This is a genomic window from Pseudoalteromonas mucoides, from assembly GCF_049257175.1.
Taxonomy (GTDB): domain Bacteria; phylum Pseudomonadota; class Gammaproteobacteria; order Enterobacterales; family Alteromonadaceae; genus Pseudoalteromonas.
On sequence record NZ_JBMMUC010000030.1, the window covers coordinates 1 to 15408 of the forward strand.

The 15408-nt window shown below is 40.4% G+C and carries 15 protein-coding genes; 6 read left to right on the forward strand and 9 right to left on the reverse strand.

Going from position 1 to position 15408, the window contains the following annotated elements:
* Positions 1 to 513: 513 nt before the first annotated feature.
* The 4 genes from AAEU30_RS21185 to gpmM all read right to left on the reverse strand — a co-directional run bounded on the left by AAEU30_RS21185 (position 514) and on the right by gpmM (position 5297).
* Positions 514 to 1230, reverse strand: coding sequence for a divergent polysaccharide deacetylase family protein (locus AAEU30_RS21185; RefSeq protein WP_421962273.1), 717 nt, complete (start codon positions 1228 to 1230; stop codon positions 514 to 516).
* Between the two features lie 82 nt (positions 1231 to 1312).
* Positions 1313 to 2572 (reverse strand): S41 family peptidase, encoded by a 1260-nt coding sequence (locus tag AAEU30_RS21190; RefSeq protein ID WP_421962262.1) that lies wholly within the window; start codon positions 2570 to 2572, stop codon positions 1313 to 1315.
* Positions 2573 to 2609: 37 nt separating this feature from the next.
* Complete coding sequence (locus AAEU30_RS21195) at positions 2610 to 3749, reverse strand: murein hydrolase activator EnvC family protein (protein ID WP_421962263.1); 1140 nt, start codon at positions 3747 to 3749, stop codon at positions 2610 to 2612.
* A 3-nt stretch (positions 3750 to 3752) separates the two neighbouring features.
* The gene (gene gpmM / locus AAEU30_RS21200; RefSeq protein ID WP_421962264.1) at positions 3753 to 5297 is read right to left on the reverse strand and encodes a 2,3-bisphosphoglycerate-independent phosphoglycerate mutase; all 1545 of its coding nucleotides are present in this window, start codon (positions 5295 to 5297) and stop codon (positions 3753 to 3755) included.
* A 204-nt stretch (positions 5298 to 5501) separates the two neighbouring features.
* Here gpmM and AAEU30_RS21205 point away from each other — a divergent pair, with 204 nt between their 5' ends.
* From AAEU30_RS21205 to gpsA, 4 genes are read left to right on the forward strand one after another with little or no spacing between them, the layout of a single operon-like run.
* Positions 5502 to 5933 (forward strand): rhodanese-like domain-containing protein, encoded by a 432-nt coding sequence (locus tag AAEU30_RS21205; RefSeq protein WP_256828739.1) that lies wholly within the window; start codon positions 5502 to 5504, stop codon positions 5931 to 5933.
* A gap of 31 nt (positions 5934 to 5964) precedes the next feature.
* Entirely contained in the window at positions 5965 to 6222 is a 258-nt protein-coding gene (grxC, locus tag AAEU30_RS21210; RefSeq protein ID WP_087534387.1) for a glutaredoxin 3, read from the forward strand.
* 49 nt (positions 6223 to 6271) lie between these two features.
* The gene (secB, locus tag AAEU30_RS21215; protein ID WP_087534386.1) at positions 6272 to 6757 is read left to right on the forward strand and encodes a protein-export chaperone SecB; all 486 of its coding nucleotides are present in this window, start codon (positions 6272 to 6274) and stop codon (positions 6755 to 6757) included.
* A 3-nt stretch (positions 6758 to 6760) separates the two neighbouring features.
* Positions 6761 to 7768, forward strand: coding sequence for an NAD(P)H-dependent glycerol-3-phosphate dehydrogenase (gene gpsA / locus AAEU30_RS21220; RefSeq protein ID WP_421962265.1), 1008 nt, complete (start codon positions 6761 to 6763; stop codon positions 7766 to 7768).
* A 51-nt stretch (positions 7769 to 7819) separates the two neighbouring features.
* Here the strand turns inward: gpsA and AAEU30_RS21225 are convergent, their stop codons facing one another.
* Positions 7820 to 9805, reverse strand: a complete 1986-nt coding sequence (locus AAEU30_RS21225) for a putative bifunctional diguanylate cyclase/phosphodiesterase (protein WP_421962266.1) — start codon at positions 9803 to 9805, stop codon at positions 7820 to 7822.
* 216 nt (positions 9806 to 10021) lie between these two features.
* A complete protein-coding gene (trmL, locus tag AAEU30_RS21230; RefSeq protein WP_421962267.1) occupies positions 10022 to 10486 on the reverse strand; it encodes a tRNA (uridine(34)/cytosine(34)/5-carboxymethylaminomethyluridine(34)-2'-O)-methyltransferase TrmL in 465 nt (154 codons plus the stop codon).
* A 108-nt stretch (positions 10487 to 10594) separates the two neighbouring features.
* On the opposite strand from trmL, the gene AAEU30_RS21235 reads away from it, so the two are divergent.
* A complete protein-coding gene (locus AAEU30_RS21235; protein ID WP_421962268.1) occupies positions 10595 to 11503 on the forward strand; it encodes a cation diffusion facilitator family transporter in 909 nt (302 codons plus the stop codon).
* Here the strand turns inward: AAEU30_RS21235 and AAEU30_RS21240 are convergent.
* Genes AAEU30_RS21240 through AAEU30_RS21250 form a run of 3 tightly spaced genes read right to left on the reverse strand, consistent with a single transcriptional unit; the run spans position 11476 to position 14505 of the window.
* The gene (locus tag AAEU30_RS21240) at positions 11476 to 12420 is read right to left on the reverse strand and encodes an alpha/beta fold hydrolase (protein ID WP_421962269.1); all 945 of its coding nucleotides are present in this window, start codon (positions 12418 to 12420) and stop codon (positions 11476 to 11478) included. The genes AAEU30_RS21235 and AAEU30_RS21240 overlap by 28 nt on opposite strands.
* Before the next feature lie 2 nt (positions 12421 to 12422).
* Positions 12423 to 13838 (reverse strand): ATP-binding protein, encoded by a 1416-nt coding sequence (locus tag AAEU30_RS21245; protein WP_421962270.1) that lies wholly within the window; start codon positions 13836 to 13838, stop codon positions 12423 to 12425.
* Entirely contained in the window at positions 13816 to 14505 is a 690-nt protein-coding gene (locus tag AAEU30_RS21250; RefSeq protein WP_421962271.1) for a response regulator, read from the reverse strand. Before AAEU30_RS21250 ends, AAEU30_RS21245 begins: the two co-directional genes overlap by 23 nt.
* Before the next feature lie 176 nt (positions 14506 to 14681).
* Between AAEU30_RS21250 and AAEU30_RS21255 the strand changes: the two genes are divergently transcribed.
* On the forward strand, positions 14682 to 15215 hold the full coding sequence (locus AAEU30_RS21255) for a Spy/CpxP family protein refolding chaperone (protein ID WP_421962272.1): 534 nt from the start codon (positions 14682 to 14684) through the stop codon (positions 15213 to 15215).
* Positions 15216 to 15408: the final 193 nt, after the last annotated feature.

Here is a 15408-nt window from a genome sequence, read left to right on the forward strand (position 1 = left end):
TATTAGCTATTATTTGATGAATTACTATAACTGGCGCAGGCCGCATAGCCATAATCAAATGGTTGCTCCTGCTGTAGCAGAAGATAAACTTAATTCACTGTCCGGAATTAGTTGACCACAACATCATAACCTCTTTGTGAATAAATCATTTAAACATATTTTTGCACAAAGAGAAGATAATGAGCGGGAATGAGAAAACAAAAATATATATTTTACCCCTAACTCCTAGTATCTTCTTTGTACCTACACTCTTAAGCGCAGCGTCTCATAACCTCTTTGTGAATAAATAACTTAAAACCTATTTGCACAAAGAGAAGTAAAAGAGAGTAAATGAGGAAAGGCATGGGCAAAGAGCTATGAATACATAGCTCTTTTACAATCGTAGGAGAGCGCTTTAGCGCCGATTGGCTTTAACACATATTCTAAGCCTAAAACACAATCACGGCTAAAGCCTATACCCACAAAAGGCAAGATATTTAGCACCTAGTCCCTTTCCCCTTGTAACTTTACCGCTTACCTCGCACTTACCCCTTTATGCTCTGCCTGTGCTAGCTGTATGTACTTTCGCTCTACTAGCTGCGATAGCGGCACGAGCTCAAAGCCTTGCTGTTCTAGCTCGGGGAGTTTACGTGATAAAAACTCTATGGTTTCAGGGTAGGGGTGTGCGATGGCAATGGCGAAATTATAGCGCTGGGCTTTGTGTTTTAGTTCATCAAATCTAAATTGCAGTTGTTGTTCGTTGATGATGTTGTCTAAAAACACATGGCGGCCAACATTTTCTACCCCATATAAATTTGCTGCGTTTTGCGCTTGGCTCAAACTGGTGGTGCGGCTATCTAAAAAGTATAAGCCACGTTGTTTGAGTACTTCCATGGTCCATTTCATGGGTTGGCTTTTTTGTGTTAAAGCTGAGCCCATATGATTGTTGACCCCTTTAACTTGGGGGAGGCTCGCCAGTGCACTGTAAAGAGTATGTTGTAGTTGTTCTTTATCCATATCGCTTGTTAGTGCGCCAGGCCCTAGAGCTTTACTATTATCTATGGCTTGCATAGGCACGTGCAGTAATAACTCTTTGTTGGACTGACTAGCCAGTTTGGCAAAAATTTGCGAAAAGGGGGTATGTGGCAAAATCGAATACGAAATTTTACCAGGAAGATTCAAGGTTTCTAAGTCGCGCTGATGATTACCAATATCATCAATCACAATCGCTATTTGCTTTGCTTGTCCCATTGCGGGCAAGGAGCAAATAGCTATTAATAGCCAAATTAGTTTTTTCACATTTATAATTTTTATTGTCTGTTAGCAGCAAAGGTTATTTCATTGAGAGTAACTGCTTTGCTTTTAATAACTGTTGATCAGTCTGGCTGTTATCTTGCCATGCTTGATCACCTTTTCCTTGTTCAGTTTTTATTATAGCGACTTTATCTATTTGTGAAAGAGTTGATTGATTAATCGCCACATCCGGATCAACTCCTACGCCGTCTATGGATTTTCCTGATGGTGAAAAGTACTTTGCTGTGGTCAGCTTTAATGCGGTATTGCCATTACCTAATGGAATGAGCGATTGCACAGAACCTTTACCAAATGATTTGTTACCTACCAGTGTTGCTCGATTATTATCTTTTAAGGCTGCAGCTAATATTTCGGCCGCAGAGGCTGAGTTTTCATTGATTAATACCACAATTGGTGAGCCGTTAAGTACATCGCCTTTACTGGCTTCAAAGTGCTGGTTAGCATCATAAAAACGCCCTTTAGTGGTGACAATAGTACCGCTTTGTAAAAATAGATCAGACACAGCAACAGCGCTTTGTAATGTGCCGCCAGGGTTGTCGCGTAAATCTAAAACGAGCCCCGTTAATACTCCGCCATTATTACTTTTTAACTTTGCTAATTGGCGTGAAACGTCATGTAACGTATGGTTGGTGAAGCTATCAATAGCCATATAGCCAATACCAAAATCATAAAGTGAGCTGGTTACACTTTCGAGGTTTATCTCTTTGCGGGTTACTGCAAAGTCCAGTGGGGTTTTTGAATTGTCTCTTTGAATACTTAAATGAATCGTGGTTGATTCACTTTTTTGGATCATTTTTGCCACTTGGCTGATTTTTTTATTGCTAACAGGGTGGTTGTTAATGGCTAATAGAATATCATTTTTTTGAATGCCAGCATGGTATGCCGGTGAGTTTTTTAACGCATTGATGATAATGATATGTTCATCTAGTTCTTGCACTTCAATACCTAATCCGGTGTACCGGCCATTGGTGCTATTAAAAAGAGCATCGAGTTCGCTTTCATCTAAAAACTTTGAATAAGGGTCAAGGTTTTTTAAAAGGGTTTCGAATTGTTGTTGATCATCAAAGCTGCTTTGCAGTGGTAAATCTTCAACATAATAGGCATGAATATTATAAAGGATTTCGTGCTTCTGCTGGCTTTTAAGGTCGCTAATCGATGTGACGGCTAAGCTATTAAAGCTTAGGCATATAAAGGCGCTCACCAAGAGTAGGTAAGCAAAAAGTTTGCAGCTAATCACGTTGTGCTGCGGTTTAAAAGTGCTGGCTTTTGTTGTTGGCATCAGCTGCTCCCCATGGGGTGCAGCTGTGTTTAATCAATTAAAGTCGTCTGCACCATTTAACAGGATTTACTGCGCGTCCTTTTTGGCGTATTTCAAAGTATAGACCAGAATTAGCTTGTCCGCCGCTTTGTCCTACTAATGCAATAACATCGCCTTGGCGAACCATATCGCCAACGTCTTTGAGTAAGGTTTGTGTATGCCCATAAAGGCTCATAAACCCTTCACCGTGATCAACAACAATGACCCAGCCATACCCTTTAAGCCAATCAGCGTAAACAACTTGACCGTTATGAACGCTACTAACTTGGCTGCCTTCATTGGCGCTAATAAGTACGCCTTTCCAATCTATACCACCGTGTTTACGTTGGCCAAATTTGTGGGCAAGTTTGCCTTTTGTTGGCCAGTTTAATTTTCCTTTACTGGCATTTAGGCCAAGTAACTCTACTTTTTGAGTCTTTTCTTTTTCCAGTTCTTGTAGCGTGGTTACAAGTGTTTTTTCGTTTTCTTTTAAATAATTAATAGAGTTTTCGGTTGAGTTTAATTTTGCTTTTAGTTGCTTAATATTGGTTTTACGCTGCTTTTGCGCATCAACTAATGCTTGGTGTCGGTTTGCTTGTTCTTGATGTAAAGCCACTAAATGCTGCTTGGTTTTTTCAAGTTCAAGCTGTACGGCTTCTATTTCTACTAGTAGGGCTTTTAGTTCTTCAATTTGTTCTATACGGGCTTTATTTAAGTAATTGTAATAACTTAATGTACGTTCTACTTGGGCGGTGTCTTGCTGATTAAGCAGCATTTTTGAGTAGTCATGTCCACCTGACATATAGGCACTTTTTAATTGTGCCGCAAGCGCTCGTTGCCGCTGTTTTTGTTGTTGCTTTAGTGTATTTGCTTGTTGCTGCTGTTGTGCTTGTTGTTTTTCGGTCTTTTTGATTGATTGCTTGGCGATATTGAGTGCTTTAGCATTTTTGGCGATATCGAGTTCATGCTGTTGCAAGGTTTTTTGCAGTTTAGCGATATCTTTGCGTTGGGCTGCGAGCTCAGCTTCACTTTGCTTTAATGCGCTCTGTATCTGTGATAAGTCTTTTTTAGTACGGTCTTCATTCGCTATTGCTGGAGCAACAACGAATGAAGTAAGCATTAACAGACTACCAATTAACTGGTTAATACTTTTTATCATGGTTTATTTCAATGTCATGATAGGTGTGCCAGTCATTTCGCTAGGCTGTTCCATGCCCATCAGGTGTAACATGGTGGGGGCTACATCACTAAGTGCCTTGCCATCAGTTGGTGTTGCGTTGCGACCTACGTAAATAAAGGGGACTGGCTCGCTTGTATGTGCGGTATGTGCTTGGCCGGTAGAAGGATTCGCCATTTGCTCTGCATTACCATGATCGGCAGTGATCAGTGCTTCTCCGCCAAACTCTTCTAAAGCAGCTACAACGCGACCAATACAATGATCAACGGCTTCACATGCTTTTACGGCAGCTTCAAATACACCAGAGTGACCAACCATATCACCATTTGGGTAATTACAAATGATGGCGTCGTATTGTCCACTCTTAATTGCTGCCACAAGTTTGTCGGTGAGCATTTCAGAGTTCATTTCAGGTTGTAAATCATAGGTAGCAACTTGAGGCGATGGGATTAGCTCGCGGGTTTCGCCTGCAAATTCATCTTCACGGCCACCACTGAAGAAGAAAGTCACATGTGCGTATTTTTCTGTTTCAGAAATGCGCAGCTGCGTTTTGTTGTGTTTTTCAAACCATTCGCCAAGTACATTAACTAATGGCTCAGGAGCAAATGCAGCTGGAGCATCTATATCAGCAGCGTATTCAGTAAGCATCACAAAGCCACTTAATTGAGGGGCTTTCTTTTTACTAAATCCATCAAAATCGGCATCTACAAATGCGCGAGTCATCTCGCGGGCACGGTCAGCTCTAAAGTTTAAAAAGATCACTGTATCACCGTCATTGATTTGAGCAGCTGGTTGGCCATCAGCGGCAATGGCTGTGGCGGCGACGAATTCATCGTTTTCGTCGCGTTCATAAGCGGCTGCTAATGCGTCAACACCATTCGTGTAGGTATGTTGTGCGATGCCGCTGACCATTAAGTCATATGCTTGTTCTACACGGTTCCAGCGGTTGTCACGGTCCATTGCATAATAGCGACCAACAATTGAGGCTAAGCGGCCACAGTTAAGCTCATTAAATAATGCTTCAATACGTTCAATTGATGCTTGAGCACTGCGTGGTGGGGTATCACGGCCATCTAAAAAGGCATGAAAGTACACTTCTTTTGCACCACGTTTAGCGGCCATTTCAATCGCGGCAACAATGTGATCTTCGTGGCTGTGTACACCGCCTGGGCTTAAAAGTCCCATTAGGTGAACTGCTTTACCCGCGTTAACGGCTTTATCTATATTTTCAACCAGGGTTGGGTTGTGCTCAAATTCACCATCATCAATTGATTTAGTAATGCGAGTGAAGTCTTGATAGACAATACGCCCTGCACCTAAGTTAACATGGCCTACTTCTGAGTTACCCATTTGACCATCAGGAAGACCAACATCTAAACCAGAGCCTGAAATTAATGTGTGAGGGCGTGTTGCCCAAAGTTCATCTAATACGGGAGTGTTAGCTGCTAAGACTGCATTACTTTGCTCATCTTCACGGTATCCCCACCCATCCAAAATCATTAATACGAGAGGTTTTTTATGCTGTGTCATTTTAGCTCCTGAAAATTACCACCTGTTGGATTGTTAGCATACCGTGTTTTTGCTTGTGGATCAGCATTCAAAAAGCGCGATATTAATATATTTCACTCTCTGGTAATTTTTCAGCAAGCACGTATACTTGCGTGGCTAGGGGCTAGCCCCAATGTTTTAACCCCAGCGCTCAACGCGCGGGACAATTTTCATAGTGGAAGACGCATGGATCAATATATTGAATTTATCGGTAATCATCCGATTTTAAGTTTGGCTTGGGTAGCGTTAGTTGCGCTAATTGTCGGTGGTTGGTTTAAAAGTAAATTTTCAGCAATTCGCCAAATAAATCCGCAGCAGTTAACGTTATTAATCAACCGTGAAGATGGCTTAGTTGTTGATATACGTGCACAAAAAGAATTTAACAACGGCCGTATTGCAGGGGCTGAACACCTCAACCCAGAAAAAGCGAAACAATCTGACTTCTCAAGCCTTGAAAAGTCTAAGAGCAAACCCATTATACTAGTATGTACGACGGGCATGACAGCTTCAGGTATTGCAACAGCAATGCACAAAGCAGGTTTTGAGTCAGTTTATGTTTTATCTGGTGGTATGGGCGCTTGGCAAAGTGCTGGCCTACCTACGACAACCGGCCGCTAATTAGACTAAGCTAGCCGATAGAGGATTTATTATGAGTAATGTTGTTCTATACACCAAAGCGTATTGCCCTTTTTGTCAACGTGCCTTGGCACTGCTTGAAAGCAAAGGTGTGCAATTTAAAAATATTGATATTGGTGTACAGCCTGAACTGCGTGACGAAATGATTGCAAAAGCAGGTGGTGCGAGCACAGTACCGCAAATCTTTATTAATGATGAGCATATCGGCGGTTGTGACGACATGATGGCAATTGAAGCACAAGGTAAACTTGATGCTAAGCTAAACGCTTAAAAGCCTGTTAACGAATTTATTATAAAAACGATTAAAGTTAGGAATTACAATGAACGAAGAAAACCAAAACGTAGCAGCACAAGACGCTGGCGCACAATTTACTATTCAACGTATTTACACTAAAGATGTATCTTTCGAAACGCCAAATTCACCGGCTATTTTCCAAAAAGAATGGACACCTGAAGTTAAACTTGATCTTGATACTCGCTCTAACAAATTAGATGAAGGTGTATTTGAAGTTGTTTTAGCGCTAACTGTGACTGCGTCGATTGGCGAAGAAACTGCATTTTTATGTGAAATTCAACAAGCGGGTATCTTTACGATCGCTGAAGTTGAAGAAGTTCAACTTGCACATATGCTAGGTGCTTTTTGCCCTAACGTATTATTCCCATATGCACGTGAAGCCGTTTCTAACTTAGTTAATCGTGGTACATTCCCACAACTTAACCTTGCGCCAGTAAACTTTGATGCATTGTTTGCTCAATACATGCAGCAACGTGCAGCGCAAACTGATCAGGCAACAGCAGACGCATAATTTATGAGTACAGCAAATTCAGCTGTTACTGTATTAGGGGCGGGGTCTTATGGCACCGCCCTTGCTATTTGTTTAGCCCGCAATGGTCACAAAGTGACGCTTTGGGGGCGCAATAGCGACGACGTTGCCACGCTTGCAGCTGAGCGGAAGAATCAACGTTACTTACCCGATGTCACTTTCCCTGACTCTTTACTTCTTGAAGCAGATTTACATACCGCGGTTAACGATAGCCAAATTATATTGGTGGTCGTGCCGAGTCACGCATTCGGTGATACGCTAAGTCAAATTAAGCCATCTCTACGTGAAGGTGCACAAGTTGCATGGGCGACCAAAGGCTTGGAACCTGATACTGGACGATTACTTCAAGAAGTTGCTCAACAAGAGCTGGGTGATGATGTGCCTTTGGCTGTAGTGTCTGGGCCGACTTTTGCTAAAGAGATGGCTGTTGGATTACCTACGGCTATTTCAGTGTCTTCAACTTCGACTTTATTTGCTAAGCAGTTAGCTGATTTGTTGCATTGTGGCCGTTCATTTAGGGTGTATAACAATAATGATTTTATTGGTATTCAACTCGGTGGTGCGGTTAAAAATGTTATCGCAATTGGCGCAGGTATGTCTGATGGGTTTGGTTTTGGTGCTAACGCCCGTACAGCATTGATCACCCGCGGTTTGGCTGAGCTATGTCGTTTAGGCTGTGCCCTTGGCGCAAAGTCAGAAACATTTATGGGCATGGCGGGTCTTGGTGATTTAATACTCACTTGTACAGATAACCAATCTCGTAATCGTCGCTTTGGCTTAGCGCTTGGTAAAGGTGAAGGGGTTGAAGCGGCCATTGAGTCAATAGGTCAGGTTGTTGAAGGCTATCGTAATACTAAAGAAGTGTATTTACTGGCTCAGCGTACGGGTATTGAGATGCCTATTACAGAGCAAATATACCAAGTTCTTTATGAAAGCAAAGACGTGAAAGAAGCTGCCATGGCATTACTGGGTCGTGAGCAAAAATCTGAATAGTGCGTTTTAATGATTTATAAAAAAGCGCAGTTTTTAAGCTGCGCTTTTTTATTAGCTATGCAAAGAATTCGTGGTTTTTATTAGGTTACTTTTAGTGATAAATGAAGGCACCTTTTCAGCGCGAAGTGGGCGGCTATAGTAATAGCCTTGCATAATGCTACAGCCCATAACATGCAACATATAGGCTTGTGATTTAGTTTCTACTCCTTCTGCCACTACATCAATATGCAAGTATTTAGCTAAGCGAATAATTGTCGCGGTGATATTTCTATCTTGTTCACTGTCGGTTATGTCTTGGATAAACGAGCGGTCTATCTTTAGAGTATCTATCGAAAAGCGTTTTAAATAACCTAATGATGAATGCCCAGTGCCAAAATCATCAAGCGCTATGGTAAAGCCGAGAGCTTTAATTCTATTCATTTGTTGTTGTGCAAATTCAGGGTTATCCATCATGGCACTTTCGGTTATCTCAAGCTCTATACAGCGAGCAGGTACGTCAAATGTAGCTAAACACTCTGTGAGTATTTCAACTAAACTAGTTTGTTGAAAATGCAATGCGGATATATTCATAGCAACTTTACCAAAATTAATCTTCTCAGCGCGCCATGTCTCTAATTGTTTAAATAGTTGCTTCATTAGTAAGGCTGTTAGCGGGATGATCGCACCATTTTGCTCAGCTAAAGGTATAAACTCGACTGGGCTGATTATGCTACCGTCAGCTTGCGGCCAACGTACTAAAGCTTCAAAGCCGTGTAGCTTATCTTGTTCAGTATTAAACTTTGCTTGGTAAAATAATTCAAAATTATTGTTAGCAATCGCATGAAAAAGGGCGCTCTCTTTACTTAACTCGTTAGGGTCTATGGTGTGTTTAGCCTCATCAAAAAACTGATAATTATTGTGGCCTAATTTTTTAGCATGGTTAAGTGCGCTGGTGGCACTGCGCATAATTGCTTCGCTGGAGTATCCATTCTCTGGATAAGCCGCGATACCACAACATGCTGAAATATAACTTTCAACACCGTTAAGCATAAATGGAATTTGAAATTGTTTTAGTATTTTGTCAGCTTGTTTTTTTGCATAGAATATTGTTTTATCAGAATATAGGTAGGGCGGTATTAGCACGGCAAACTCATCGCCACCTAGGCGGGCTATGGTATAGCCAGAGTCTAAATTGGTTGTTAGCCGCCTGCCAACCTCTTTGAGTAGCTCATCACCAGTGGAATGACCAAGGGAGTCATTTATCTTGTTAAAGTTATCTAGATCAATAAATAGGATCATTAAACTTGGGTATTTGTTATTGCAGCTTTCAATCGCTTTATTTACTGACTCAATAAATATAGCCCGGTTAGAGAGCCCTGTAACAGCGTCTTTAATTGTGAGCTTGAGCATGGCACGTTCATTATTTTTACGCGCGGTCACATCTGAAAATAAACCTATGTATTGTGTTTTGTCTTTACGTAAGTGAGATGTGGTTACTTTGGTAATTGATAAATCAAGTGCATAGGGTTGGCCATCCTTACGTAGATTCCAGATCTCACCAGACCAATAACCATCGCTTTCAAGTCCATCGTAAATAAGACTTTCGAGCTTTTTGTCTCGCCCTTGCTGAGTTAAGGCTTTAGGTTTTTTGGCAATAACATCTTTGAGTTTATAACCACTGATTGTGGTAAATGCGTGGTTGACATTGGTGATCTCAAAGTTTTCATCAGCAATCCAGATAGCATCTTTTGACTGTGCCATTAATGCAGTTGCCAAATCCTGTTTAGCATTGCTTTTTAATCTATAAACAATTAATAAAATAATTACCAGAAAGACTAAACCAATTAGTAAATATTGAATTATGGGAAGGGGGAAATAAGCCGAGTTGAAATTATTTGTTTTTGCAGGGGAGTTCGTTTTAATGCTGGCAGCTACTTTGGTTGCAATTGTTGTTGAATTATCAAAAATAAGGCTGAACTTATAATTGTTTTGATAAAACGAATTGTTGGTAGAAGAGGAACTAAAAGTGGTGTTTTCAGATGCGTCTGGACTTGCCATTAAAGAGGCACTAAAAAGTACGGAACATAAGCAACTGATCAACAAAAGTGAGCGCATTAAATACCATCAGTAAATGAAAAAGAACAACCCCCTGATATTAGTTTAGGAAATGCGTTATAGCGAATAAGAGAATATGAAATTAATTAAAGTGGTACCGTTGCAGTTAAAATAATATATTAGCGCCATTCGGAGGCGCTAAAGTAAGTTCTTGCTACTTTATTGAGCGTTAGGAAAGCCTAATTGACGCCATGACTCATAGACAAACACGGCAACAGCATTAGATAAGTTCATGCTTCGGCTATTGGCTTGCATTGGAATACGCACTCGTTGTTCATTAGGTAATGATTGAATTAACTCATCTGGCAGTCCACGTGTTTCAGGGCCGAACACTAGGCAATCGCCTTCTTCATAGCTAGCTTGATGATGAAATTGGCTGCCTTTAGTGGTGCATGCATATACTTTTTTAGGTTGGCACTTTTCAAGGTAGGCTTCAAATGAAGCATGGCGTTGTACGTTGCTAAATTCGTGGTAATCAAGGCCCGCTCTTTTGACTCGTTTATCGTCCCACTCAAACCCTAGGGGCTCTATAAGATGAAGTGAGAATCCGGTATTAGCACATAAACGGATGATATTCCCGGTATTTGGTGGAATTTCAGGTTGGTATAAAACGATGTCGAGCATGAAGGTGCCTTATTATAAGCTAATTTTTTACTCGTATGAGTATACACTAAACATTTTAAAAAAATGATATACTCTGTTTATAAGAGTTGCTTACGTATAGGTAAAAAAGTGCATCATCGCAGTTATGAGTTTTGGGTAAAAACCGCCAGTGCGGTAACCATGGTTATGGTGAGCCTAATGATTGCAGCTAAATGCTGGGCATGGTTAGCGTCTGGCTCAGCATCTATGCTGGGTTCTCTGACAGATTCATTAATGGATATAACAGCCTCTGCGATGAGTTTTTTAGTATTAGGTTATGCTCTTAGACCCGCTGATGACGATCACCGTTTTGGTCATGGCAAAGCAGAGGCCTTAGCTGGACTTGGTCAAGCTGCATTTATTGCCGGTTCTGGCTGCTTACTCGCGTTTCATGGTATTGAAAGAGTATTTAATCCTGTGGTTTTAAGTCACTCAATGTTAGGTGTATGGGTGAGCATTTTTGCGATTGCTTGTACGCTCGTAGTGGTATTTGTACAGACAAAGGTTGTCAATCATACCGAATCTATAGCGATTAAAGCCGATTCAGTACATTATAAAGGCGATATAATTCTTAATGCTGCTGTGCTGGTGGCTATATTATTAGCTCAAAATGGGGTGCAGTATGCTGATCCACTCTTTGCAATTGGTGTAGCGGGCTACTTACTTTACAACAGTTGGGATATTGCTCGTCAAAGTGCCGATCATTTAATGGATAAAGAATTACCAGACGAAGAAAAAAGTCAGATAGTTGAGATTGCAAACAGCCATGCTGATGTATTTGGTGTTCATGATGTCCGTACTCGCCAAGGGGGCAAAGTAAAGTTTATACAAATGCACTTAGAGCTTGAAGACACTTTGCCGCTTATTAGAGCGCACTACGTGGCAGACGAGGTAGTGGCTATGATCAAATCACAATTTGACTGTGAAATGGATATTTTGATCCACCAAGATCCGCTTTCCCTGAGTCAACCTCAAGTTAGTGAGCCGCAAAACTCATAAAAGCGGGTTAGCACGGCCTTGCGAATTTTGTCTTGTTCAAACAGTAATTCATGTTTTGCGCCGCTAAAGGTTTCTAAAATTGCTGTTTTTTGTTTATGAGTAATATCATGTTGGGCTTGATTATCTACTACAGTATCAAGTTGGGCACTGGCAATAAACATAGGGACTGACAGCGTTAAATTATCTATCTCATGAATAAATTTAAATGCTGCATTGAGCCAACCATAGGTGACACCACCTAGTTGAATACTGGGTTCTTGGTGATATGTTTTTCTAAATAATTGATAACGAATTTCGCTGCCAGTTAATACATTTAGCCCAAACTCTTCAGGTTTATAGTCACCTTGACCAAACGCATACAGTTTATTTAAACCTAGTAAACAGGCAAGTCTTGCCGCTAATTTGGCCAGTGGCTTTGGGGTGCCTTTGGTGTAAATATCAAACATAGGCGCTGATAAAAACACACCGCTGTAGCTATTTTCAAACCGGGCCAGATAATCAAATGCAATTGCTCCGCCCATAGAATGACCAAGCATGACTTTTTTACCCTGCCAATATTGTTTAACTATTTTGCTATCAAATAAACTTAGGTCTTGAGCATAGTCACTAAACTGATTAACAAACCCTTTGTGTGGATTTGCTAAAGCGCGATAGGAGCGGCCCTGACCTTGATGATCAACAATAAACACGGCATAGTTATTTTTATATAACTCCCACAGTAGTTCTTGATATTTATCAAGCCCTTCAATGCGACCAGAGCTTATAACAACGGCGGTATGCGCATGCTCAGGAATCGCAAAACCATAATATAAATCACCATTGGCTGTTGTTAAGTGCTGCTTAGTTACATGTTCCGAAAAAAAACGTGCAATAAACTGTTGTTGATCATGTAGAGTTTGCTCTGAGCTATAAAACATAATTAATGTTGCTTTTTAGTAGGTAAAACAATTTTTACGCTGAGGCCACTATTGAGTTGGTTATGCAATGTTAAGCTACCTGAATGCGCTGTAATGGCGTTTTTAGCAATGGCTAGCCCTAAGCCTGTACCACCACTGGTTCTGTCTCTGGCATCTGACTGCCTAAAAAAAGGTTCGCAGAGTCGGGTTAAGTTCTCTGGCTCAACACCTGGACCATCATCGTTAATCTCAATATAAATAGCGTCTTTTACGTCAAGTTTAATTGTTATGGTGTGCTGTGCGTATTTAATAGCATTACGTAATACGTTTTCAAGAGCACTGGCAATTAAGCTTTCATCACAATATATATCAAGCTTGAGTTGGCCTTCTACGTGTAATGTTTTATTGCTTTGCTTGGCCTCAAACTGTGCGTCATTTAAAACGTGATCAACAATGACCTGCATCGATTGCTTGTGCAGTGACAGAGTTTGGCTTTTTGCTTCTAAGCGTGACACTTGTAGTACGTCAGCAATCATTTTATCTAGTTGATTTGCTTCTTTTTCTATTCTATCAAGGTAAGCTTGATTTTCATCAGCGGCTTGCATTTGAGCAAGACCGGTTGCCATTTTTAAACGTGTTAAAGGTGAACGTAATTCATGAGAAATATCGGCCAGTAAACGCTTTTGCGCTGTAATTAGTTGCTCGATTTGACTTGCCATACTATTGAAGTCACGGCCTAAAATCCCTAGTTCATCTTGTCTATTCTCATTGATATTAGCACGAGCTGTTAAATCACCTTTAGAGAGCTTAATTGCCGCTTGCTTTAAATGGTTGATTGGCGCAATTAAGTTACGGCTAAATATAAAACTCAGTGCTAATGAAGCAATCAGGGCAATAATAGTTTTAAGCCAAATAGGCATCAATTTTAAACGGATTAAAAACGGCGCTTGATGGTTTTCATCGATTTCATAAAGGTAAAAACGACCTTCAGGTAGGTTTACCATTATAGGCCCGAATGCTTGAAAGTTTTCAGCGAAGATTATCTGGGGGGGCATACTTTTAGTAAAGTTAAGTATGTTTAAGTCTATATTTTCTTCAGGTACACGACTTGTAAGCGAATGCTCTGCTTGATCTGAATTTAAATACAGTAATTTTCGCTTAGCTAATCGAGGGTGATTAAGAAGTTCAGCCGCGGTTTTATCATGCTTGATGGCAGTGCGCTCGATACTTTTAGCGGTATATTCGAGGTTTTTTTTCATCGGGCCACGTAATTCTTCATTGCTTACTTGGTTCGTAGCAATATTACTTAAAAACACTAAAGAGGTTATCGTGCCGATGACAGTTAGCCAAAACCAGATAAAGATTTTAAAAAATAGAAAATCCTTAGGGTGCTTTAACCAAGCTAAGCGAGTATTTTTACTCTCCGCGGATAAAGACATAGCCTGTTCCTCGCATGGTTTTAATTCGCTCAGAATTATTATATTCTGCGATTTTTTTACGAATATTACTCACGTGCATATCTATTGAGCGATCAAAAGAGGCTAGGCGTCTCCCTAGTACTTCTTCGCTGATTTGTTCTTTACTTACTACTTCGCCTGCATTTTTTACCAATAAAGCAAGTACTTCATACTCTGTACCCGTTAAACTAAGCTCGTTGTTATCCACATAGGCTTGGCGAGCTGCTAAGTTAATAATGATATTGTTTACAGTGAGCTTATTTGAGCTGGTGTTACTCAGGCTTGCGATATGTTCAATGCGCCGGGTAATGGCTTTTACACGTGCTAGCAGTTCTCGGTGATTAAAGGGCTTTGGAATATAATCATCAGCACCAAGCTCTAAACCAAAAATGCGATCAAAATCTTCACCTTTAGCAGTCAGCATAATAACCGGGGTTAACTTTTTCTGTCTTAATTGTTTGAGTACTTCGAAGCCATCAAGCTTGGGTAACATGACATCAAGTAAGATCAGTGCATAGTCATGCTCAAATGCTTTTTTTAGTCCTTGCTCTCCGTCGTGAACACATTCAACGATATAGCCTTGTGCTGTAAGATACTCACTCAGGAGTTCACATAACCCTGTATCATCATCAATCATTAATAGTTTCATTTAGCCGACCTCGCTATGCTGCAATACCTTTATTTTACCCAGTAAAGTGTATAAATGGTAATCTTTACATAACCTTTACACTCATTTGCGTTGCTTTGCATTGCAGTTGTTATAGTTAACTTACTCGCTAAGGCAATAGCCAAGTGAATAAGATCCCCAACCAAGAGGTAATGATTATGATCACACGTAAACTAACTAAACTAGTATTAATTTGTGGATTAGCAACAGCAACGCTTGGTACCGGCGTGGCCATGGCTAAAGGCGGCATGCATCATGGTAAAGGTATGCATGAAGCACGCTTTTTACTTTCTGAGCGTGGTGCTGACAAACTAGATTTAACGCAAGCACAGCAAACTCAGTTAAAAGCGGCCTTTGATGCTCAAAAAGAGCAAATGAAAGCGATGCGCGCTGATAAAGAAACTCGTAAAGCTGAGCGTGAAGCATTTAAAGCAAAAATGGACGTGCTATTAGCTAAGTCAACATTTGATGAAAATGCAGCGCAAGAGCTGATTGACTCACGCGAAGCCAAAGCCGAGAAATTTGCTATGCAAAAACTTAAAATGGAACATACAGTTTGGCAAATTTTGAATGCTGAACAACGTGAAAAATATAGTAAAATGAAAAAACATTTTGCTAAAAAAATGAAAGATAAAGGCCATAAAAAAGGTAAACGTGGCGATAAAAAAGCAGATGAAGTAACAAAAAGTTAATAGCAACTATTAATTTTTAAGCTCAACGGTGACAAGGCGAAAGGTAACTTTCGCCTTTTTTGTGTATTAAGGGTAGTGTTCAAAAATCTGTGTCATTTCAGTAAACTGATAAAAACAGGAATGACACATGACAAATCAATTCAACTTCGAAGATGCAGTTAAGGCACTTCAATCCGGTAAAAAACTTAATGGT